Annotated in this window: 21 protein-coding genes; 14 read left to right on the plus strand and 7 right to left on the minus strand. The window is 40.2% G+C overall.

Going from position 1 to position 20428, the window contains the following annotated elements:
• Positions 1-67: 67 nt before the first annotated feature.
• Positions 68-907 (plus strand): HAD-IIB family hydrolase, encoded by an 840-nt coding sequence (locus LZP85_RS04555; RefSeq protein ID WP_119543096.1) that lies wholly within the window; start codon positions 68-70, stop codon positions 905-907.
• A 38-nt stretch (positions 908-945) separates the two neighbouring features.
• Here LZP85_RS04555 and LZP85_RS04560 read toward each other — a convergent pair whose 3' ends face one another.
• The gene (locus LZP85_RS04560) at positions 946-1170 is read right to left on the minus strand and encodes a hypothetical protein (protein ID WP_025910153.1); all 225 of its coding nucleotides are present in this window, start codon (positions 1168-1170) and stop codon (positions 946-948) included.
• A gap of 304 nt (positions 1171-1474) precedes the next feature.
• Here LZP85_RS04560 and LZP85_RS04565 point away from each other — a divergent pair, with 304 nt between their 5' ends.
• Positions 1475-2218 (plus strand): SGNH/GDSL hydrolase family protein, encoded by a 744-nt coding sequence (locus LZP85_RS04565; protein WP_119543081.1) that lies wholly within the window; start codon positions 1475-1477, stop codon positions 2216-2218.
• A 28-nt stretch (positions 2219-2246) separates the two neighbouring features.
• Here LZP85_RS04565 and LZP85_RS04570 read toward each other — a convergent pair whose 3' ends face one another.
• The 3 genes from LZP85_RS04570 to LZP85_RS04580 form a co-directional block, all read right to left on the minus strand.
• Positions 2247-3269 carry a DUF3231 family protein gene (locus tag LZP85_RS04570; RefSeq protein WP_119543082.1) on the minus strand — a complete coding sequence of 341 codons (1023 nt, stop codon included), beginning with the start codon at positions 3267-3269 and terminating at the stop codon, positions 2247-2249.
• A gap of 452 nt (positions 3270-3721) precedes the next feature.
• The gene (locus LZP85_RS04575) at positions 3722-4510 is read right to left on the minus strand and encodes an LCP family glycopolymer transferase (protein WP_119543083.1); all 789 of its coding nucleotides are present in this window, start codon (positions 4508-4510) and stop codon (positions 3722-3724) included.
• A gap of 123 nt (positions 4511-4633) precedes the next feature.
• Complete coding sequence (locus LZP85_RS04580) at positions 4634-5002, minus strand: PilZ domain-containing protein (RefSeq protein ID WP_119543084.1); 369 nt, start codon at positions 5000-5002, stop codon at positions 4634-4636.
• A 307-nt stretch (positions 5003-5309) separates the two neighbouring features.
• Here LZP85_RS04580 and LZP85_RS04585 point away from each other — a divergent pair, with 307 nt between their 5' ends.
• A complete protein-coding gene (locus tag LZP85_RS04585; RefSeq protein WP_025910157.1) occupies positions 5310-5834 on the plus strand; it encodes an SUKH-4 family immunity protein in 525 nt (174 codons plus the stop codon).
• A 24-nt stretch (positions 5835-5858) separates the two neighbouring features.
• Here the strand turns inward: LZP85_RS04585 and LZP85_RS04590 are convergent, their stop codons facing one another.
• From LZP85_RS04590 to nagA, 3 genes are read right to left on the minus strand one after another with little or no spacing between them, the layout of a single operon-like run.
• Positions 5859-6584, minus strand: a complete 726-nt coding sequence (locus tag LZP85_RS04590) for a GntR family transcriptional regulator (protein WP_206782775.1) — start codon at positions 6582-6584, stop codon at positions 5859-5861.
• A 38-nt stretch (positions 6585-6622) separates the two neighbouring features.
• The gene (nagB, locus tag LZP85_RS04595; protein WP_119543086.1) at positions 6623-7354 is read right to left on the minus strand and encodes a glucosamine-6-phosphate deaminase; all 732 of its coding nucleotides are present in this window, start codon (positions 7352-7354) and stop codon (positions 6623-6625) included.
• Positions 7354-8538, minus strand: a complete 1185-nt coding sequence (gene nagA / locus LZP85_RS04600; RefSeq protein WP_076513085.1) for an N-acetylglucosamine-6-phosphate deacetylase — start codon at positions 8536-8538, stop codon at positions 7354-7356. Before nagA ends, nagB begins: the two co-directional genes overlap by 1 nt.
• A gap of 204 nt (positions 8539-8742) precedes the next feature.
• Here nagA and nagE point away from each other — a divergent pair, with 204 nt between their 5' ends.
• The 11 genes from nagE to cydS all read left to right on the plus strand — a co-directional run bounded on the left by nagE (position 8743) and on the right by cydS (position 20408).
• Positions 8743-10620: an N-acetylglucosamine-specific PTS transporter subunit IIBC gene (gene nagE, locus LZP85_RS04605; RefSeq protein ID WP_234562050.1), complete on the plus strand. Its 1878-nt coding sequence runs from the start codon at positions 8743-8745 to the stop codon at positions 10618-10620.
• Positions 10621-11007: 387 nt separating this feature from the next.
• Positions 11008-11322 (plus strand): hypothetical protein, encoded by a 315-nt coding sequence (locus tag LZP85_RS04610; RefSeq protein ID WP_234562052.1) that lies wholly within the window; start codon positions 11008-11010, stop codon positions 11320-11322.
• Between the two features lie 568 nt (positions 11323-11890).
• Positions 11891-13579, plus strand: a complete 1689-nt coding sequence (locus tag LZP85_RS04615; RefSeq protein WP_206833413.1) for a DUF6583 family protein — start codon at positions 11891-11893, stop codon at positions 13577-13579.
• A 168-nt stretch (positions 13580-13747) separates the two neighbouring features.
• The gene (locus LZP85_RS04620; RefSeq protein WP_142925366.1) at positions 13748-14977 is read left to right on the plus strand and encodes an ABC transporter permease; all 1230 of its coding nucleotides are present in this window, start codon (positions 13748-13750) and stop codon (positions 14975-14977) included.
• Positions 14974-16128: an ABC transporter permease gene (locus tag LZP85_RS04625; RefSeq protein ID WP_206833412.1), complete on the plus strand. Its 1155-nt coding sequence runs from the start codon at positions 14974-14976 to the stop codon at positions 16126-16128. The genes LZP85_RS04620 and LZP85_RS04625 overlap by 4 nt, the downstream gene beginning before the upstream one ends.
• Positions 16125-16853 (plus strand): ABC transporter ATP-binding protein, encoded by a 729-nt coding sequence (locus LZP85_RS04630; RefSeq protein ID WP_234562053.1) that lies wholly within the window; start codon positions 16125-16127, stop codon positions 16851-16853. Before LZP85_RS04625 ends, LZP85_RS04630 begins: the two co-directional genes overlap by 4 nt.
• 107 nt (positions 16854-16960) lie before the next feature.
• Positions 16961-17185 carry a helix-turn-helix transcriptional regulator gene (locus tag LZP85_RS04635; protein WP_025910172.1) on the plus strand — a complete coding sequence of 75 codons (225 nt, stop codon included), beginning with the start codon at positions 16961-16963 and terminating at the stop codon, positions 17183-17185.
• Complete coding sequence (locus LZP85_RS04640) at positions 17166-17585, plus strand: hypothetical protein (RefSeq protein ID WP_025910174.1); 420 nt, start codon at positions 17166-17168, stop codon at positions 17583-17585. Before LZP85_RS04635 ends, LZP85_RS04640 begins: the two co-directional genes overlap by 20 nt.
• Before the next feature lie 350 nt (positions 17586-17935).
• The gene (locus LZP85_RS04645) at positions 17936-19267 is read left to right on the plus strand and encodes a cytochrome ubiquinol oxidase subunit I (RefSeq protein WP_076513079.1); all 1332 of its coding nucleotides are present in this window, start codon (positions 17936-17938) and stop codon (positions 19265-19267) included.
• Positions 19268-19278: 11 nt separating this feature from the next.
• A complete protein-coding gene (locus LZP85_RS04650; RefSeq protein WP_061785501.1) occupies positions 19279-20292 on the plus strand; it encodes a cytochrome d ubiquinol oxidase subunit II in 1014 nt (337 codons plus the stop codon).
• Positions 20293-20306: 14 nt separating this feature from the next.
• Complete coding sequence (gene cydS, locus LZP85_RS20850) at positions 20307-20408, plus strand: cytochrome bd oxidase small subunit CydS family protein (RefSeq protein WP_373688673.1); 102 nt, start codon at positions 20307-20309, stop codon at positions 20406-20408.
• Positions 20409-20428 lie beyond the last annotated feature (20 nt).

The raw sequence follows: 20428 nt of genomic DNA on the forward strand, positions 1-20428 counted from the left end.
TTTAGTCGTTGACCTGGGAACGTTCCCAGCGTGTATGCTGAAAAAAAAAGCAAAAGGAGAGGGAAACATGAACAAAAAAACATATCCTCATGGAAAAGAGACGCACGCACTTATTTTCTTTGATTTTGACGAAACATATTTTCCGCATGCGTGCACAGTGGAACAGCTTTCGATGCTGCAACAACTGGAGAGGTATTTACATGATGTGTGTAGTCAATATCACGTGAAAATTGGTTGGGTAACCGGCAGTAGCATCGCGCATATTGAGTCGAAAATGAAGAAAGCGAACTTAACATATTTGCCTCATTTTATTTCCAGTAATCTTGGCACAGAGCTATATATGGTTGATGAAGAAGGAAATAAGAATAGCTTACCAGAATGGCAAGCTAAAATTGACGCTTCCGGTTTTTCAAAGGAAACTGTTCAATCGCTTTTACATCAGCTTCGCACTGATTATGAGGTTGTCTTAACGCCTCAAACGCAGTTTGGTCAACAAGGGTATAAAATGAACTATTACTATTATACAAAATCAGAGCAAAATACTCATTCAGTCTTGAAGGTTATTAGGAAGTTAGCGGATGAATACGCAGTGGAAGTAAATATTAATCGATGCAATCCAAAAGCAGGGGACCCCGAAAATGCGTACGATGTTGATTTTATTCCAAAAGGTACGGGAAAAGCAGCCACCGTTCATTTTATGAAAGCATACTATGACGTTGCTCATCACCGAACGTTCGCTTTTGGAGATAGCGGAAACGATATCGACATGCTAAAAGCAGTGGAGCACGGCTATTTGCTTTTTAATGCGACTGATGAAGCGAAAGGTCTTCATGATCAACATGCATCGTCTGCTTATGGAGAGGGTATTATGGAAGTGTGCCAACAGGTTTTTACTTCGATGAAATAACAAAAACACCGGCTGCAGGCTTGCAGTCGGTGCTTTTGTTATTTTAAAAACTTCTGCACATACGGTGTAACCATTGGCTTTACGTGAGCATACAAATCTTTTGCCTGCTGGGCACCACCGGCAATCTTTGCATAGTCCATGTTACCTTGGTCATCTTGAAAATAAGACATCCATTCCGCTACTTGAGATCTTTTTTGAGGACGTCTTCTCGCAAATCCAGGGAATGGAAAAGCAGGTCTACGACGAGGTCTGTTTGAAAACATTTCTTCACCTTCTTCTAGTTGTTATAACGTATTGTATGAACGAAAAGAGAAGAATGGAAAGGTTCCTGTCCTAGACTTTTGAAAATAAATAATAAAGGTTTGAAAAATGTTAAGAAAACAGAGTCGACAAATCTATGAACTTGTTAGACAAAACATGACGCTTTCTCGATGAAACGGCGCTATTTCCCTAGAAATTGTTGCAAACGACCTCTTTATTTGTAGAGATTTTACGTACGAAAGTCCCGTTTGATAGGCATAATCCCCTTTATAATAAAGGTAAGTGAATGCTGAAAGGAGCGGTTGAATGAAATGGACAAGCGGTATTGTAGTAGGAGCTTTTGCGGCATGTAGCGCAGTGATGGTAGCAGGTGTTCAGCATTGGGAAACAAAAATAGAGGGGCAGGCACAGGCAGCAGTCGTGGAAACGGCACAGCCTCATCAAAAGCAGTTTTCTGGTGTATCAAGCTATACAAAGCATTTACCCCCATTTTTGGTTAGTGCGATTGAAGATACGTTTATAAAAGACAAGCCCATCTCACTGGTGCTGGTAGCGAGGGAAGAGGATGAGTGGGCATCTTTCGTAAAGAAATCTTTAGAAGATACATACGGACAAGACGTGTTTCACATCCAAATCTATTCGTATCATGATCAAACAACAAAAGAACTCGTTCATTCTTCTTTTCAGCAAGACTTACAAAAGCTAAATCCGACCCTTGTTTTAGCTGAGGTTCCGATGTTGGAAGACCAGAAGGAGATGTCAATTGATGATGCGCTGCCCGAACTTCAAGCGTTCATTTCGCAAGTGAAAGAATTAAAAACAGCATTTATCCTTCAGCCATCATCACCGTATGCTTCACAATATGAATCTTATGAAGAAGCGGTAGCAGCCATCGGAGGAATGGCAAAGGAGAATCACGTTCACTATCTCAATCACGCTCCGTTATGGCCTTATGAAATCTCTCCTTATGTCACAAAAGAAAGTAAGTTAACGAAGGAAGGCAAGCAGCTGTGGGGTGAGCATCTAAGCAGCTGGTTTACAGGGAAATAAACGAGCAAAAAAGCATGAATGTTTTCATTCATGCTTTTTTGTTTGGAGAACGAATAAGCTGTTCTTTGTTAATGGTTCCAGGAGGTTGTTCAAGCCACTGATTTTTAATCATAATATCTGCTCCAGCTTTTGCATAGCGTCCAATTTCAAACGACATTCTTTCGTAATTTAAAGCAAGGTCGCTTCGCTGGCTAGCTGCAGCTGCCGTTGCGTAATTACCTGTACCTGTAGCGCTCAGTAAGCTCATGTGAAACATCATCAGCTTTTCAGAGAACACTGGAGTTGTTGAATCCGTGATGTAAAGATCTGAGCTCATTGGTGCGGCGATATGATCGTTTAAAAGCGTATCAGCAAATAGCTTAATATGCTTTTGGGAGATTTCATTTCCTCTCATCATAAACTGCTTTACCTCTTTGGACGTAGCCGTTTGAGCAAAGCTTAAGCAAATCTTATAGCCAATTAAGTTCGTTTGGATATTTAAAAACAAATGTGAAATCTCAACCGCATTTACGGGACGGTTTTTGCTGAACAAGTGAAAGCCGCTTATGTACTCCTTACTATCAATGTAATCGACTTCACTTGGAACGCAAATGTAAGGTGGGCGTGTGAGAATTCCCATTTCAAGCGCCAGCTTTGTCGTTTTTTCATAAAAAGAGGCCGTTTTATGCAAAGCGGTTGAAAAATAGTCAATTAAGTCATATCGAGCGCTCATAGCTAATGAGCCGCTGTAGCCAACCATTCCAGCTTTTGACATGTGATTGAGATAGCTAAGACAAAACGTATCCGTATATAAACGGGGAGCGTTCACATTTACGTCTTGCTTCCCAAATCCATTTGGAATTGCAAACTTTTCTTGTTGAAATAACTTCTGCAAACTGCTTACATGCTCAGAGGACATCGTTAAAGCCTCTTTTACAAGCGCGTGAATATCTTTATCTTCAATATGAGTTAACATATAAGCTAAAATACATGTTGCCATGCTGTCATTCATATAAGTTGTCCATAGAGATGCAATTTCAGCTGATGTTAAATTGGGTAAGTGTTTTTCCATTCCTATTCCTCCAGTATCATTAGTTTTTCTCCAAGAGCAGAAGATTATGAGAAGTATTTCATCAGAATATGCTCTGCAAGAAAATGTTGACTTTATGAACGGTATGGGAAGATAGGTGTTTTTAGCATGATGAACCAGGTGCGTTTTGCATTTACGTAAATGGAGGAGTTTGGGACATAACAAAATGATTGCTTCTAAAAGACGAACACTAGCTGTTCCCATCTCTTTAGGTTAGCTGAACACGTTCGTTTCATTGCGCTACGGCCACTCGCTTTCCGCGGGATCTCCGTTTTCCCTCTCTTTCCCGCAGGAGTCGAGTGTCCTACGCTCCCTTCCATCCTGTTTCCAAACTGGTTTTCCCACTCAACAAAAAGCCTGAACGATTAAAAGTTGTGAACTCTCAATTGTTCAGGCATAGTAGGGGTTGAACTACCTATGTCCCAGCCTCTTTTTTAGGATAACTGAAGCTTGCTTGTAAGCTGTTGAACCTCTACTTCAGTTTGCGGGTATTCTGCTTTTTTAATGCTAGCAAACGCTGCTTTATATTGCTTACGCATAAGTGAAAGGTCCTCGAATGTTAAGTTTGTTTGTACAGTGTTCGATAGCTCATTTAATATCGGTTTTGCTTTTGTGAACGATGGAACGGTAGCCACTTGTTTTATAATCGCTTTGGCAACAAGTATCTGCCGGTCGTGAGCAGAGAGTACATCTTGTTCATGGACAGGCTGAAGGTATGCCAAAGCTTCCTCACCGGTCAGCTTCACTTCACCAGCTGGAAATGTACGCTCGTCGTTCGTAAAGGCAGTGGGGTTGTTAATTACAATACCGTCAAGCTTATCAACAATTGTTTTAATGCTTGTTTGATCGATCATGGCATAATAGTCAATTGGAATACCTAGCGTCTGCTCAGCATTTTGTAAGAGCTGTTCTGTAGACTGGGCATTGTCTTTCAAGATAGAAGCTGCGGGAATATTGGTCATATGAACATCTGCATCTTTCTTATTAATGGTCATATGCACAAAAGATGTATGTTCTTCGTTTTTTGTAATTAAAAGTGCAGAAATGGGTTTTCCTTGTTTTAACGCTTCTTCTGATAGAGGCTCTTTATGAGACAAAGGTACGTATGCATCATTCATAGCAGCTTTAACCGTTTCATATCCAAACATGCTTGTTCCAACAAATCCAATTAACAAAAGCAGAACAAGGCCACCAATCCATTCTTTTTTTGCTTTACTACTCATTGTGTCACCTTTTCTTTTTACAGTTTCGTTTTTATTATTTCCACGGAGGGTATAAGCTTAAACAAGAACAGAATGTTGAAGCGAAAGGAAGGTGGTTTCACAAAAAAAGATAGCCATCATCTGCTATCTTTTCTGATATTCTTTTGCATATTGTTTTAATGTATTTAATAATAATTGCTGCTGCTTCTCATCTGTAAATGCTTCAATCCCGTATAAAAACTCATGATTTGCTTTTTCTTTCCAAACGGTCAAACCAGTGATTGTAAGGTTTTTATCCAATAAAGAAAAATTAACCGTAAGCTCAATAGGCTTTTGAAATACTGGAAGATCCAGTGGGGTAATTAGCTTCATTCCTCTTGGAGATAAATCAATAACGGCAAGTGGACCGGGTTTACTTTCGATGTCTTTTCCATCGTATTTTTTAATGAAAAACGTGCCAACAATGGGCTGTGCAAATGTAAAACGAAAAGGCTCTTCACGCTTATATTGCATAAAACAGCTCGCTCCTTTTAAGTAGGGAATAAATGGAGAAAAATGCATCCTTCAGCTGATGTATTCCTTGCTTTCTTCACATATAGTAAGAGAGAGGAGAGGCTTCTTTTGCTACTATTTCTCACTACACTATATCGGTCAGTTACATTAAATCTATAGAAAAAGAAAAGGTATTGTCAATATTTTATGAAATTTATGCATTCTTTTGTATCGAAATATAAAGAAATGTTATGACTGAAACGAATAGGTGACAGTGTAAATAAAATAGTAGACAATAAGCATAGTAGGGTAGAGGGAGTGACAGAGGTTGAAGAAAGTAAAACAACGCAAAGAAAAGCGAATACTGTTTGACAAAAGTCAATTAGCACCGCTTAAAGTTGATTTGGAGACTAAAAAGCTGCTAGCTGAAGTTGGGCTACCGCGAGATGTTGCTCCATTGTTTGAATTTATGTCCTCTAAAAATCAGCTATGCACTTTGTGTGAGACGCTTCATTTATCTGCTCGCTATCAGCTTTATTGGTTTTTAGGGATGACAAAGCTAGGCGATCCTATCTGTTTACATGGTGACAATGGCAACATTGTACTGTTAGATGTTTCAAACGATGACTGCGAGCGTCTAATCAACTCATCGCTTGTACAGTTTTTACAGTTTGTTGAACTATTTTACGAATATATCCAGCCTTTCGTATTACGAGATGAACGTCCCGAAGTTGATGGTCATGTTCCAAATATATTAATTCGCGAAATGCGCGAGCGTTTTGAAGAAATTGATAAAGAAGCGATGAAACCCCATAGCTTTTGGAAATTGGAATTGGATTCGCTTTCAAAGTAAACCTCGCTTTGCAACGAGGTTTTTCTATGTCCGATTCATGCTTACGGTAAACTTATAGCGATCTGCACGGTACGCTGACCTCACAACTTCTAGCGGCGTGCCATCTTCTAAGTATGTGTAGCGTTGAATCAGAAGGATAGGGGATCCCTTTGCTACCTGCAAGTGTTCCGTTTCGTTTTCTGTAGCCACAATGGCTTCTAACGTTTGTGTAGCATGTCCAATTTTTAATTCGCTTTGCTGTTCGACATAGTCATAAAGCGATTGTTGGATAATGGCTTCCGTCACGCCTTTGATTAGATTAGCGGACATATAGACCGTTTCAATGGCCATTGGAATTCCATCCGCCAATCGAATACGTGTGATTTCATAGACGGGGTGATGCACTTGAATCGAAAGCTGAGACGCAATTTTTGCTGTAGCGGGAATAATTTCAAAGTGAAGCAAGCGGCTACTTGGCGTGAAGCCCCTTGCCTTCATATCTTCTGTAAAGCTCGTTAAGCCTACGAGCTGCTGCTCAATTTTTTGTTCAGAAACGAACGTTCCGCGTCCTTTTTCACGATATAAAAGGCCTTCATTTACAAGGTTTGTAATTGCTTGTCTTACTGTCATACGGCTAATTTGAAACTGTGTTGCATACTCTCGCTCGGATGGAATTGCATCGTGAGGTTTAAGCTCTCCGTTTTCAATTTGAGAACGAATTCCATCTTCAATCTGTGTGTAAATCGGCAGAGGTGAATTTTTGTCAATCATGCACAATTCCTCCTTTACATCGATCATACTACAATCTGCTATAAGTTTGTACGAGATAATGCCTTCTCATCAGCGATAATTGTAACAGCCTGATGGTTCTTTAAGATGGAAGCAGGAAACTCTTCCGTTACTGTTCCTTCAAGTAAATGATAGATGGCATCTGCTTTATCTTCTCCAGACGCTAATAATAAAATTTCAGTGCTGTTCATAATAGATGAAATGCCCATGGTTATGGCATGAGTCGGTACTTCATCAATGGATGAAAAGTAACGAGCGTTTGCTTGTCTTGTAGAAGAAGCAAGCGTGACCACATGTGTTTTAGATGAAAAAGGCGTACCTGGTTCATTAAAGCCAATGTGCCCATTATGACCAATTCCTAAGATTTGGAGGTCAATGCCACCAAGTTGTTCAATAAGAGCTTCGTAGCGCTCACATTCTGCTTCTGCATCTTCTGCTGTCCCATTTGGAATAAATGTTTGATTAAGAGCTACATCGAGGTGACCCAAAAGCGTATCCACCATATAGTAACGATAGCTGTTTGGATTATCAGCAGAAAGGCCGACATACTCATCTAGATTAAATGTGTGCACTTGCTCATAAGACGTTCCATTTGTTTGATGGTCTTGAATAAGAGCTTCATATAAACCTTTAGGTGTTCCACCAGTAGCTAAACCAAGCGTGGTTGAAGGATCACTCTTTATTTTGTTAATAATAATACCAGCTGCGGTTTGGCTCATTTCTTTATAATCTTTTACTGAGATGATATTCATTATTGTTCCCCCTGTTCATATGCGATATGTCCACGACACACTGTAAGCTGCACGTCGAAGTTTTTATTCAGTACAACGCAATCTCCATCTTTTCCTACCTTTAAACTGCCTTTACGGTTGAAAACACCAATTTGCTTTGCTGGATTAACAGCAGTCATTTGGATAACGTCTGATACGCTACAGCTGGTAAAGTCTATCATGTTTTTCATTGCGTCATTCATTTTTAAAATGCTGCCTGCAAGCGTTCCATCCCCTAATGTAGCCATTGTTTCGTTTACGTGAACGGGCTGACCACCAAGGTCATAAACGCCGCTTTCCAACCATTTAGCACGTAGTGAATCAGTGATTAAAATTAAGCGCTCGCTTGAAATTTGCTGATAGGCAAGCTTGACCATTTCTTTACGTGAATGAATGCCGTCAGCAATAAGCTCTGTATAGAGCTCTTCGCGCAGGTAAGCTGCACCTAGTACGCCTGGCTCACGGTGATGAATGCCGCGCATCCCGTTGTATAGGTGAGTTACGTGCGATGCCCCAGCTCCAATAGCTGCAACTACTTCTTCATACGTAGCATCTGAATGTCCAATTGAAGCAACTACGTTTGTTTGGTTTAAGTACTTCACAAGCTCTGTTCCACCTAATTCTTCAGGAGCAAGCGTCACAAGTCGAATATGATGTTGTGCTAAATCTTGCCAGCGCTTAAACTGCTCAACGCTTGGCTGTTGAATATGGTGGAGAGGCTGAGCACCTGCTCGCTTGGCTGAAATAAAAGGGCCTTCTAAGTGAATGCCTAGCGCTTCTGCTTGGGCGTTATTTTGGTTATTTGTAATAAAATGTCCGCATGCGATCAGAGCATCGTTAATGGCTTCTACAGACTGCGTCATTGTAGTCGGAAGAAAGCTTGTTGTTCCTTCTTTTGGAAGGGTAGCAGCCATTGTTTTCAACGCATCTTCTGTTGCGTCCATCGCATCTGCGTTCCCAGCTCCGTGAATGTGGACGTCGATTGCTCCTGGAACGACGATGAAATCAGGAGAATACTCAATAACTCGATCGTTTGAGCTCTTTTGATAATCGTGAATACTACCTAGCTCAGTTATTAACCCGTTTTCTATTTTCAGATATCCGTTTGGATAGACGGTTGTTTCGCCATAAACCGTTACGTTGTAAATGACCAGCGGTTTGTTCATAACATAAGTCTCTCCTTTGTCTTTGTCGAATGTATATGATTAGTGTAGCTCTTTTGAAATTAGTTGTCTATACCAGTTGTGATTTTTTATGTTATAAGAACTGTTAACACTTATATAAAGGTAATGAAAGCGCATAATTGGTATAGACAACTAGAACACCTCATGGTAGGATGTTAGTAAATATAGAGATAAGGGGATGAAGAAATGTTCCAATTTTTACAACGTGTAGGGAAGTCGCTTATGCTACCCATCGCCGTCTTACCTGCCGCAGCGCTATTGCTGCGCTTAGGTCAACCTGATTTATTAGATATCCCATTTATGGCGCAAGCAGGAGATGCTATCTTCGCTAACTTAGCACTTTTATTTGCTCTTGGAATTGCAGTTGGGTTATCCAAAGATGGAAGCGGAGCAGCTGCTCTTGCAGGTGTCATTGGTTATTTCGTTCTAACAAAAGGAGCCGTTGCGCTTGATAAAACGATTGATATGGGCGTACTTGGTGGAATTGTAGCCGGTATAGTTGCGGGTCTTTTATACAATCGTTTTTCAGATATAAAACTGCCGGAATGGCTAGGTTTTTTTGCTGGTAAACGCTTTGTACCAATTATCACGTCGGTTGTGATGCTTGCTATCGCCGGTTTGTTTGGCGTTATTTGGCCTCCAATTCAAGATCAAATTAACAACATTGGTGAATGGCTAACGGGTGCTGGTGCTCTTGGTGCAGGTATTTTTGGTTTTTTAAACCGTATGCTGATTCCACTAGGGCTACATCATATTTTGAACAGCTTAGTGTGGTTTGTATTCGGGGAATTTAACGGAGCGACAGGGGATTTAAATCGCTTCTTTAAAGGAGATCCAACAGCGGGAACGTTTATGACAGGTTTCTTCCCAGTTATGATGTTTGGTCTTCCAGCAGCCGCGCTTGCGATGGTAGCAGCTGCTAAAAAAGAAAAGCGAAAGCTCGTATCAGGAATGCTTATTGGACTAGCATTTACCTCATTTTTAACAGGAATTACAGAACCAATTGAGTTTTTATTTATGTTTATTGCTCCTGTTTTATACGTAGTACATGCTTTGCTAACAGGAATTTCAATGGGGCTTGCCGTCATGCTTGATATTCATCACGGCTTTGGTTTTTCAGCAGGTGCCATTGACTATTTCTTAAACTTTGGAATTGCGCAAAAGCCACTGCTACTGGGAGGAATCGGCCTCATCTATGCAGCGATTTACTTCGCGTTATTTTACTGGCTGATTAAAGCGCTTAATTTAAAAACGCCTGGCCGCGAAGACGATGAAACAGATGGTGAAGAAGCGGTGGTATTATCAGATGATAAACATGTAAACATGGCTGCTCATTTTATTGAAGGTTTGGGTGGAAAAGAAAATCTTGTTGAAATTGATAACTGTGCAACACGCTTGCGTCTACAGGTAAAAGACTCGGGTGCGGTTAATGAAGGACAGCTTAAGAAGAACGGTGCTCGCGGTGTGATGAAGGTTGCAAAAACGAGCGTTCAAGTCATTGTTGGAACGGAAGTAGAGTTTGTAGCTAATGCGATGAAGCAGCTTGTTCGAGGCGAAAAAGTAATGGCAAGTGCATCAGTGAAAGCTGATCCAAAGCCAAGCGAAGGCGTGCTTGACGAATTTAGCTTACCGTTTGAAGGGGTGGTTATGCCACTTGAAAAAGTCCCTGACCAAGTGTTCTCTGCTAAGCTGATGGGCGATGGTTTTGCGATTGAACCTGTTAATAATACGCTTCATTCACCAATTTCAGGTGAAGTCATTAGTATTTTCCCAACCAAGCACGCGTTTGGTTTGAAAACAGATACTGGGCTAGAATTATTAATTCATGTTGGAATCGATACGGTTGAGCTAAAAGGTGAAGGGTTTACAACACTCGTGAACGAAGGCGAACGTATTGAGCCAGGCACACCGTTATTACAAATCGATCTCGATTATGTGAAAAAGAATGCTACGTCACTTGTTACACCTGTTGTGTTTACTAATTTACCAGAAGGAAAAGAAGTAGAGATTAGAAAGACAGGTTATCAAAAACAAGGTGCGAAAGGTGTTATCAAACTATTATAATGAAGAGGCTGGGACATAAGTAATTCAGCCAATGATAAACCTGAACGATTGAGAGTTTCTCACTTTTAATCGTTCAGGTTTTTTGCTGATTGTGAAAAACAATGTTGGAAACAGGGTGGAATGGAGCGTAGGACACTCGACTCCTGCGGGAAAGAGAGGAAAACGTGAGATCCCGCAGCGCAGCGAGGAAGCTCAGGTTCCTCCCCGCGGAAAGCGAGTGGCCGTAGCGCAATGGAACGAACGTGTTCAGACAAACCAAAGAGATGGGAACAGCTAGTGTTCGTCTCTTAGAAGCAATCATTTTGTTATGTCCCAAACTCTTGGTACAAACGATAAAATGAGCTATGATATACTAAAAGAAGTAAGTACAGATAAGGGAGAATTTGTATGAACGAAACGTCAGTTACAAAAATTATTCTTATGCAAACAGAAAAGTTAGCTCGTCAGTACTGCTATGATTTTTTATATGAACCGCAGGGAGATAAAACGCTTTGTCAAATTATTCAGCGAGATGAAGATGGCTCGATTTTAGGAACGCCGCTTAGCTTTCATATCGACATGAACGAAGAGAAAGGAATTGGCCAAATTAGCTATTATCATGAGCAAGGAGAATTTAAAAAGCAAGATGTAAGTGTATTTGAAGAAAACAGCTTAGTTAACGTATTTCTATTTATTCAACAGCGACTTCAAATTAATTCGTAAGAGAGGCTGGGACATAAGTAATTCAGTCAATGATAAACCTGAACGATTGAGAGTTCCTCCCCGCGGAAAGCGAGTGGCCGTAGCGCAATGGAACGAACGTGTTCAGACAAACCAAAGAGGTGGGAACAGCTAGTGTTCGTCTTTTAGAAGTAATCATTTTGTTATGTCCCAAACTCTTTTTTATTGTGAAAAAAGGCTCGTTTTCCTTTCTTTTAACATGATGCTAAGTCAATGTTCATATACATATCATCGTTGAGCTTTTGGAAGATAGGAAAAAATGGAGTAAAAAGGAGGAGAAGTGATAGCCTTCTATCGAACTATAAAAAAGATCTGCTTCGTTAGGAACTGACATATTCATATTTTTGGTAAAAATTAATGAATTTGGTTTTAATCTGGTTATATAGGGTAATGAAAAATGAGTCTTTGTATCTGTTGGGTATCTTCTTTTTATCAGCCAAATGAACTAAAAATTGTCTTTTTTTGTCGAACGACTAGAAATACTGGTAATGATTCCTTATCATGTACAAGGGACCAAACAAACAATTATTTACAGGAGGATGTAAAACGTATGAGCGATGAAAACAAAACAAGAGAAGAAACTGCTGCTTCCTTAGAAACAGCTCCAGCTCCGAGAAAAGCACCAACAAAGTTAATCATCGGATTGGCGATTTTATTTGTGCTTATTGGTGCAGCGGTTACGTTTGGCTATGTATTCATGAAATCACCAAAGCAATTATATTTAATATCTGAAGTGAATACATACAACAAAATGACCGAAGAAATTGAAACGAAATATGGCGAAAGCTTAGCATTCCAAGAAAAAGCACTAGAGCAACCATCAAGCTCAGCGGCTTCTATCAGCGGTGATTTTTCAATGAACTCACTTGCTGCTGATCCATCTTATCAAATGATTCAAGATATGATTAGCAAATCGACGATTAATGTAAAAACAGAGCAAGACCCTAAAAAGCAAGAAACATATGGTTCATTAACGCTTGATATTGGTAACACAAAAGCACTTGACGTAGAAGGTTATCAAACAAAGGAACAAATTGGTTTTAAAGCACCAATTTTAGCAAATCAATTCTTCTATTTAAACCTTGATGAGTATGGTCAGGTTATGCGCATGTTTGACCCATCATATACGGGTCCAGATAAGTTAGAACTAAACCAAATTAAGGTAGAAGATTTAGAACTAACGGAGAAAGAAAAGAAAGCAATTGCAACAAAATACGGAAAGTTCTTCTATGATAACTTAGATGAAGACTACTTTACAAAAGAAAAGAACGCTGAGTATAAACAAGGTGATGAAACGTTAAAATTCACGCGTCTAAAGCTTGAAATGAACCAAGAACAAACGGAGAAATTTGTTCAAAAGCTTGTAGCGGAAATGGCAAAGGATGATGAGCTACAAACAATCATTGCAAAACGCGTTGCAACGATTGCTGAATCATCTGCTGCAACAGATCCAGAAATGGCTGAATTAACAGATGAAAAAGAAGTGAAAAAACAGCTAAAAGAAGGCTTGGACGAATTTAAAACAGATGTGAAAGATCTTAAATTCCCTAAAGGCTTTAAATCAACAGTTTACATCAATGATAATGAAGTAATTGTGGATCGTAACGTAGAGTTTGCTGCAACTTCAGCTGATGACAAAGACAATGTAGGAAATGTAAAAGTAGCAACAAAAGATGTAGAATACGCGGACAACAAGCGTGCTCAACAGCTAGCTCTTACGATTGGAAATGACAACAATGATAGCAAAGTAGAGCTTGATGTGACAAACGACATTACAGCTGACGGAGAGAAGAGTTCTGAAAAGTTAGTTGCTAGCGTTAACGCTTCTGATTCAACAACAGAAGACCTAAACTTAAAGTTCACAATGGATTCAGTTGTGAATGGAAAAACGGATGCGAAACAAACAGCTGATCGCAAATTCACGCTTGACTTGGGTGATCAAGCTCCTGGCTACACGTTCAGCGGTGACCTTAAGCAAGATCAAAACATTGATGCTTCAAAAGGAAAGTCAGATTACAAGTTTGATATTAACTTAAAAGTTGGTATGCCGACAGATTCAGCTGATATCAACTTAAAGATTAACTCAAATTCTGAATTAAAAGACGCGGCGGATATTCCAGCAGTTGATTCTAAGAACGGTAAAAACGTAAAAGATATTACGCCAGTTGATTTAATGAAGATTCAAGAAGACTTCTACACAAACTTACAAGGTTTAATGATGGATCTTGATATTTCTTAATCTTAACAGTTAATAGTTCATACAAAAGCGGATGACGTGTGCAGCATGTTATCCGCTTTGTTAAATTTATCAGGTTTGCAGTAGGTCTGAATCTACTTGTACAACCATATAGTAAACTATCATATCTAGTTACAATTCTAATGTAATAATGCAGGGAGAGAAGAGCAGGTGAAGATATTCTTTTATTTATGCTCATTCACATGGAAGGCGATGCTAAAAAACTGGAAGTCTTTTAGCCTGCTTCTACTTGCTCCTGTTCTATTCTTAATAGGAGCAGGGGTCATACTAACAGAAACAATGGAGGATGAAGCACGGATACAAAAGTTTCCGGTGGCAATTGTCGATGAAGATGATACGCTTCAAACAGAATACGTCATCAAACAGTTAACGGAAAGTGAGCAGCTAAGCTCACTTATCAATCCTGTGTATCCAACAAAAACAGAAGCACAACAAATGCTGTCCAAAGACGAGATTGCGGCGTTTGTTGTTTTACCAGATGGCTTTAGTCATTCGATTGCAACGGGAGAAAACATGCCTCTTGTTGTAGTGGGGAATAAAAACAAGCCGCTTCAAGCTCAGCTTTTTCGCTATGTCATGGATAGCGCAGCTGACTATACATCCGCTGCTCAAAGCGGCATTAATACAATCGATCACTTTCTACAAGAAGAAGGAGCCAGCACGGCAGAGAGACAATCTGAATTTCGTCGCAGCCTTCTTTCATTTGGACTTCATGTTCTTGATCGTGGAAGCGTGTTTGAAGAACGAATAGCGACGTCTTTATTTCAGCAAGATATGAAGCAGTATTATATTCTCTCGTTCTTTTTATTACTGCTCATGATTTGGAGCTACAGCAGCATGCTTTTTGTAAAAGGACTTCATTCAAATTCAGTGCTTAAGCGTATGCAGACGCACGGAGTATCCTCACTACACGTTCATCTTGCTCAGTTTAGCTGTATGTTCTTACTCGTTTTCGTTTTATCGCTAGGATTATACGCAGTAGGAATAGAGAAGCTTGACTTGTCACTATCGTACACGTGGGGGCAACTAATTGGCAGCGTTGCAGCTAGTTCATTCGCTTTTTTAGCAACGTTTGCTCTCTTGCAAGCTATCTTCGTCAGTGAAAAGCTGTATCAGCTAGTAGGCGTTCTGTTCCTTGCTGCAGCTTCTCTTGTAGGCGGACATATTTTACCTAGCGTTTATTTACCAGAGTGGTTGCTAATGCTTCAAACCTGGTCTGTTAACGCCTGGTCGCTGCAGATGATGTTTGGCTTATTTGGAGGCTATGAGTCAGTAGACTGGTCAGAATCAATGAGCTGGCTCGTCGTTTACGGTCTCACTGCTTTTAGCTTGTCTCTCCTCTGGACGGCACTGTTTCAAAAAAGGAGAGTGAGCCTATGAATCTCATGATGGAGAAGCTGAAGGCTATTATCCGAAAGCCATTTTTATTGATACTTCTTCTGGTGCTTCCTGCTGCAGGTGCTTATGTAGGCCAAATGTTTCTTCAAAACGTTGAGAACGATGTGAAGATTCCAGTTGCCATTGCGGATGAAGACCAAAGTAAACTTTCTAAGGAAGTAATCCAGCGAGTTACGACGAATGAGAGAATTAAATTGATAGCTACAACGGCTGATGAAGGAGAAAAAAAGCTTCTCCGAAATGAAGTAGATAGCTTATTTATCGTTCGAGAAGGCTTTATGGATAATATTAAAAAAGAAGATTATGAAGAAACGATTGAGCTGGTGAAAATGCCAGCGTCAGTTGCGACGAGCGTTGTAGAAGAAGTGATTGCTAGTGAAGTAACGCGCTTATCGAGCAACAGTAAAGCTGCTATTCAAGTAGAACGCTTGTATGAACGTTATCGTTGGGAAAAGCCCGAAACCCTATGGGAAGATGCGTATCGCTATACGGACGAGCAGTGGAAGCCAGAACCGTTAATGACCATTCAATATGTGACTGATGGACAAGAAGGTGCACAACCTGATGAGAAGCAACAGACTATAAATCGCTCTGTTCCGCTGTGGGGCTTTTTGACGCTTGTTGTGTCGCTCATGGCGATGGAATGGGTCCTAAAGGAAAAAGGGCCTATTTTCAAGCGAATAAAGACCTTTCCAAAAGGCGTCATGTCTTATGTGTATCAATCGGTAGCAGCATATGGGTTTGTTTTGATCATCCAAACTGTCCTGAGCTTTTTCTTCTTTTTGAAAGTCGGAGCGGTGACAGATAGCAGAGTACTGCTGCTAATGCTCATATATCTCTGCTTTTGCTTAGCGTTTAGCTTTTGGCTAGCTACCGAATCACGTCACCTCGGGCGCTACTATACCGCAGGATTCTTGATTGCGATGATGCTCAGTATTATCGGGGGCGTATTTTTCCCAATCAGTGACATAGCGGAGCAGCTAGGCGCAATTGCTACATGGATTCCTCAGCATCTATTGGTTACGCAGCAGCTTGTACTTGCTAAAGAACTTTGGATTCAGCTTGGAACAATACTAGTCATCACCATTTTATTATGGTTAAAAGCAGTGTGGAATGTGAGGTCGATTACGTGATTTCAATTGAAAAAGTAAGTAAGCGTTATGGAAGAAAAAAATCATTAAATAAAGTGTCTTTGCATGTGAAAAAAGGTGAGGTACTGGGACTGCTAGGACCAAACGGTGCAGGGAAGTCTACGCTTTTATCCATTTTAGCAACGCTCACTAAGCCTTCGAGCGGCGAAGTGGTCATCAACGGTCAGCGTTTAAAAAAAGCTAAAAAGCACATTCGCAGTCAAATTGGCTACGTCCCGCAAGATATTGCGCTGTGGGAAGAACTGACGGTAAAAGAAAACATGCGACTGTGGAGTAAAATGACGGGGCGATCCGTATCAGGTGATGAGCTAAAAACACTTTGTAAATCTGTGCAGCTAGAGGGGAAATGGAGCGAAAAGGTTCAAAATTTATCAGGCGGAATGAAGCGGAAGCTCAATATCGCCGTTGCGCTCATTCATAAACCAGCGATTTTACTTATGGACGAGCCGACGGTGGGAATTGATTTGCAGTCGAAAATGGAGATTGGCAGATACATTCAAAAGCTTACGAGAGAAGGAAAAACAGTCATCTATATTACGCATGACTTGAATGAAATTCTAGGTTTATGCCACCGATTTGCTGTGTTAAAAGAGGGAGAAGTACAGTTTATCGGTACGATGGAAGAAGCGAGAACCGCAACAAGACAACACAGTGACGAAGCCGTCATCTATCAGCTCCTTCATCCAGCAGTGCAGCGTGGTTATTAAAAGTCGTCTCTACAAGTTAGGGCGGCTTTTTTATTTGTGATAAAATGTAATATATATATTGAATTATGTCATGTATATGTTACAATTGAAATGGAAGGAATTGGTCTATGGTTAAAAATAATGTGAAGTTATTTCGAGTTCAAGCAGATTTAACTCAAAGTGAGTTGGCTGAGAAGGTTGGCGTAACAAGGCAAACGATTAGCCTAATTGAAAAAGGGAAATATAATCCAACTTTAAAACTATGTTTAGAAATTTGTTATGCAGTCGATCAAACGCTTAACGATGTTTTTTGGGTAGAAAGAGAGGGCTCCAATGAAGAAAATAAAAGATGAACGCCTTATTGTTCAAAACTTAAAAAATATTCGAGTGGCTTTTATCATTCAAACATTAGGGATTTTATCCTTATTAGTTTATGACGGGTTACAAAACGGTATTTTACATGCTTATGAAAACCCCCTTTGGTTTATTTTTATTTTAACGGCTGTTGTATTAGGTTACTTAAATTTGAAGATATCAGTGGATGTTTATGACAACAAACGTGAAAATCTTGTTCCTTATTATATTATTCCCCTTGGCAGCTTCCTGCTTGGAGGAGTGTTTACACTAATTGTGACAGCTGGTCCCGATGGAAATCTTCAAAGTGGATTGCTAGTAGGAAGCGTTGTAGGACTTGTGTTTTTTCTAACTTTTACATACGGACACTATTTAGTAAAAAAGAGAAATGAAGAGTAAAAGAGGCGGAGACATAAGTCTTTCGGTTAGCGATTTATCGGAACGATTGAGAGATAATTCGGAAACCAATTTAAAAAAAGAGTGGAATGGAACGAACGTGTTCTTACAACCTAACGATGTTAAAACAGTCATGATTCTTCTTTGAGAAGGGATCATGACTGTTTTATATTTCAGCTTGTTTTTTTACAGGACCTTCTAAAATTGTGTCGAAATTAAGATTGTGAAAATGTGAACAAACTTTAACAAAATGGTGAACAGTATGGTCAACTATAAAAGAAGTTTTTATACTAGGGACTACAATCTGCTAAGAGAAGAGAAAATTCTCTTCCTACATAAAGGAGGAAATGTTTGTGTTTGAGTATGATCCGGTCTTGTATAGTCGAATCTTAACCGGTTTAACACTAGCTGTGCATACGATTTTCTCAACATTAGGAGTCGGGGTTCCACTCTTAATTGCACTTGCTGAATGGATAGGAATTAAACGAAACGATGAACACTACCACTTGCTCGCTAGAAGATGGGCACGCGGATATATCATCACGGTTGCTGTCGGAGTTGTGACAGGTACAGCGATTGCACTGCAGCTGAGTTTGCTATGGCCAAACTTTATGCAGGTAGCTGGTCAAACCATTAGCTTTCCGCTCTTTTTAGAAACATTTGCGTTCTTCTTTGAAGCTATTTTCCTCGGAATTTATTTATATACGTGGGATCGCTTCAAAAATAAAATGTATCACTTGCTGCTGTTAATTCCAGCTGCGCTTGGTGCAACCGCATCGGGTTTCTTTATTACAACGGTAAACTCATTTATGAACGCACCGCTGGGCTTCACATATGAAAACGGCGTGCTTTCAAATATTAATCCGATTGCGGCTATGTTCAACCCGGCGACGCCGACAAAAGTGTCGCACGTTTTATCCTCGGCTTATTTAACGTCTGCGTTTGTACTTGCAGCTATTGCAGCTTTTGCAATTTTACGAGGACGCGATCACGTTTATCATAAAAAAGCGCTGCATTTATCAATGGTCGTTGCGTTTGTCTTTGCCATTGTAACGGCACTTGTTGGAGATTTGTCAGGCAAATATTTAGCAAACTATCAGCCTGAAAAACTCGCAGCGGCTGAATGGCATTTTGAAACAATGGAAGAAGCTTCGCTAATTCTAGGTGGTATTTTAACCGAAGATAACGAAGTGAAGTACGCGCTTGAAATTCCGTATGCGCTCAGTATTTTAGCTCACGGAACTCCGGGAGCTGAAGTCATTGGGCTTGAAGAATACCCTAAAGAAGATTGGCCACCACTTGTTGTTCACTACATGTTCGACTTGATGGTTGCAATTGGAATGGGACTTGCGCTCATTTCATTTATTTACATTGTGATGAAAAAGAAAAAATCATGGAATCCGCTTAACAAACCGCTTCTTAGCTTAATAGTAGCCGGTGGGCCGCTAGCGATGCTTGCGATTGAAGCAGGATGGTTCTTTACAGAAGAAGGACGTCAGCCTTGGATTATTCGAGGCGTTATGCGTACAGCAGAAGGAGCAACAACGTCTCAGCACGTTGATATTATGCTTTATCTGTTCGCTGCTTTATACGTCATTTTAATTGTATCGGCCGTGACGGTTCTTATTCGTACCTTTAGAGCAAATCCTGTCGAAAAAGAATTGAAAAAACGCGGGATTGAATAGGGAGGACTACTATGAGCTATGAAGTAATTGGTATCACGGTACTATGGACATTTTTATACGGCTATTTAATCGTTGCTTCAATTGACTTTGGAGCAGGGTTCTTTAACTACTATGCATCGGTGACAGGGAAAGGACATGTTGTACAAAAAGTAATCAATCGTTACTTGTCTCCGGTATGGGAAGTAACGAACGTATTCTTGATTTTCTTCTATGTTGGATTAGTTGGTTTCTTCCCGTCTCTTGCTTATTATTACGGAACGGCACTGTTGGTTCCTGGAAGCATCGCAATTATCTTAATTGCGCTTCGCGGCTCGTACTATGCGTTTCACCACTATGGAAACAAAGGGCGTCTAGGCTATCAACTTTTATACGGAGCAACGGGACTTTTAATTCCGGCTTCACTTTCCATCGTCTTGACGATTTCAGAAGGTGGTTATATTAAGCTAAACGGCACGAATGTTTCACTTGACTACGGGGCGTTGTTCACCAGCTTTTATTCATGGGCCGTTGTGCTTCTTGCAGTGGTGAGCGTTCTGTATATTTCTGCTTGTTTTTTAACCTTTTACGCGCACAAAGCAGGAGATGAAGGGGCATTTCGCATTTTGCGTAAATACGCATTGTTTTGGAGTACACCTACGATTTTGGCTAGCTTCCTTGTCTTTTGGGCCATGTCAGATCATAACAGCGAGCACTTTGCGAAAATGTTAGATGTATCGTGGCTGTTTGTTTTATCATTCTTGTTCTTTGTCGGAGCCGTTTATTTTATCTGGAAGAAAAAGCGTCTTGGTTTATCATTTATCTTTGTCATGCTGCAGTTTGCCACAGCATTTTACGGGTACGGAGCGGCGCATTTACCGTACTTACTCTATCCGCACGTGACGATTTATGATAGCTTCACAAACGATACAATGGCCATCACGCTTATCATTTCCTTTCTTGCAGGACTATGCTTGCTCGTTCCATCATTATACTTATTGATGCGACTGTTTCTATTTGATAACGAGTACGTGCAGGGTAAGAAGTGAAGGAGGGACGAAATGTGAATACGTTTTTGATTATGATAGCACCTGTGTTGCTTGTGGTTGGTGCAATTGTGTTTTTGTTCATCTGGGGGGCAAAAGGAAAAAGCCCTTATCAGTAAGTACTGCTAACTAAACGTAA

Source organism: Priestia flexa, assembly GCF_021441905.1.
Classification (GTDB): Bacteria; Bacillota; Bacilli; order Bacillales; family Bacillaceae_H; genus Priestia; species Priestia flexa.

Bases quoted from the DNA above. Each gene is read 5' to 3' on its own strand.
- nagA (WP_076513085.1), bottom strand. From the start codon at position 8,538: ATGAACAAACCGCTGGTCATTTACAACGTAACGGTTTATGGCGAAACA.
- LZP85_RS04650 (WP_061785501.1), top strand. From the start codon at position 19,279: ATGAGCTATGAAGTAATTGGTATCACGGTACTATGGACATTTTTATAC.
- LZP85_RS04565 (WP_119543081.1), top strand. From the start codon at position 1,475: ATGAAATGGACAAGCGGTATTGTAGTAGGAGCTTTTGCGGCATGTAGC.
- nagB (WP_119543086.1), bottom strand. From the start codon at position 7,354: ATGAATATCATCTCAGTAAAAGATTATAAAGAAATGAGCCAAACCGCA.
- LZP85_RS04575 (WP_119543083.1), bottom strand. From the start codon at position 4,510: ATGAGTAGTAAAGCAAAAAAAGAATGGATTGGTGGCCTTGTTCTGCTT.
- nagE (WP_234562050.1), top strand. From the start codon at position 8,743: ATGTTCCAATTTTTACAACGTGTAGGGAAGTCGCTTATGCTACCCATC.
- LZP85_RS04560 (WP_025910153.1), bottom strand. From the start codon at position 1,170: ATGTTTTCAAACAGACCTCGTCGTAGACCTGCTTTTCCATTCCCTGGA.
- LZP85_RS04610 (WP_234562052.1), top strand. From the start codon at position 11,008: ATGAACGAAACGTCAGTTACAAAAATTATTCTTATGCAAACAGAAAAG.
- LZP85_RS04615 (WP_206833413.1), top strand. From the start codon at position 11,891: ATGAGCGATGAAAACAAAACAAGAGAAGAAACTGCTGCTTCCTTAGAA.
- LZP85_RS04555 (WP_119543096.1), top strand. From the start codon at position 68: ATGAACAAAAAAACATATCCTCATGGAAAAGAGACGCACGCACTTATT.
- LZP85_RS04590 (WP_206782775.1), bottom strand. From the start codon at position 6,584: ATGATTGACAAAAATTCACCTCTGCCGATTTACACACAGATTGAAGAT.
- LZP85_RS04635 (WP_025910172.1), top strand. From the start codon at position 16,961: ATGGTTAAAAATAATGTGAAGTTATTTCGAGTTCAAGCAGATTTAACT.
- LZP85_RS04640 (WP_025910174.1), top strand. From the start codon at position 17,166: ATGAAGAAAATAAAAGATGAACGCCTTATTGTTCAAAACTTAAAAAAT.
- LZP85_RS04625 (WP_206833412.1), top strand. From the start codon at position 14,974: ATGAATCTCATGATGGAGAAGCTGAAGGCTATTATCCGAAAGCCATTT.
- LZP85_RS04580 (WP_119543084.1), bottom strand. From the start codon at position 5,002: ATGCAATATAAGCGTGAAGAGCCTTTTCGTTTTACATTTGCACAGCCC.
- LZP85_RS04570 (WP_119543082.1), bottom strand. From the start codon at position 3,269: ATGGAAAAACACTTACCCAATTTAACATCAGCTGAAATTGCATCTCTA.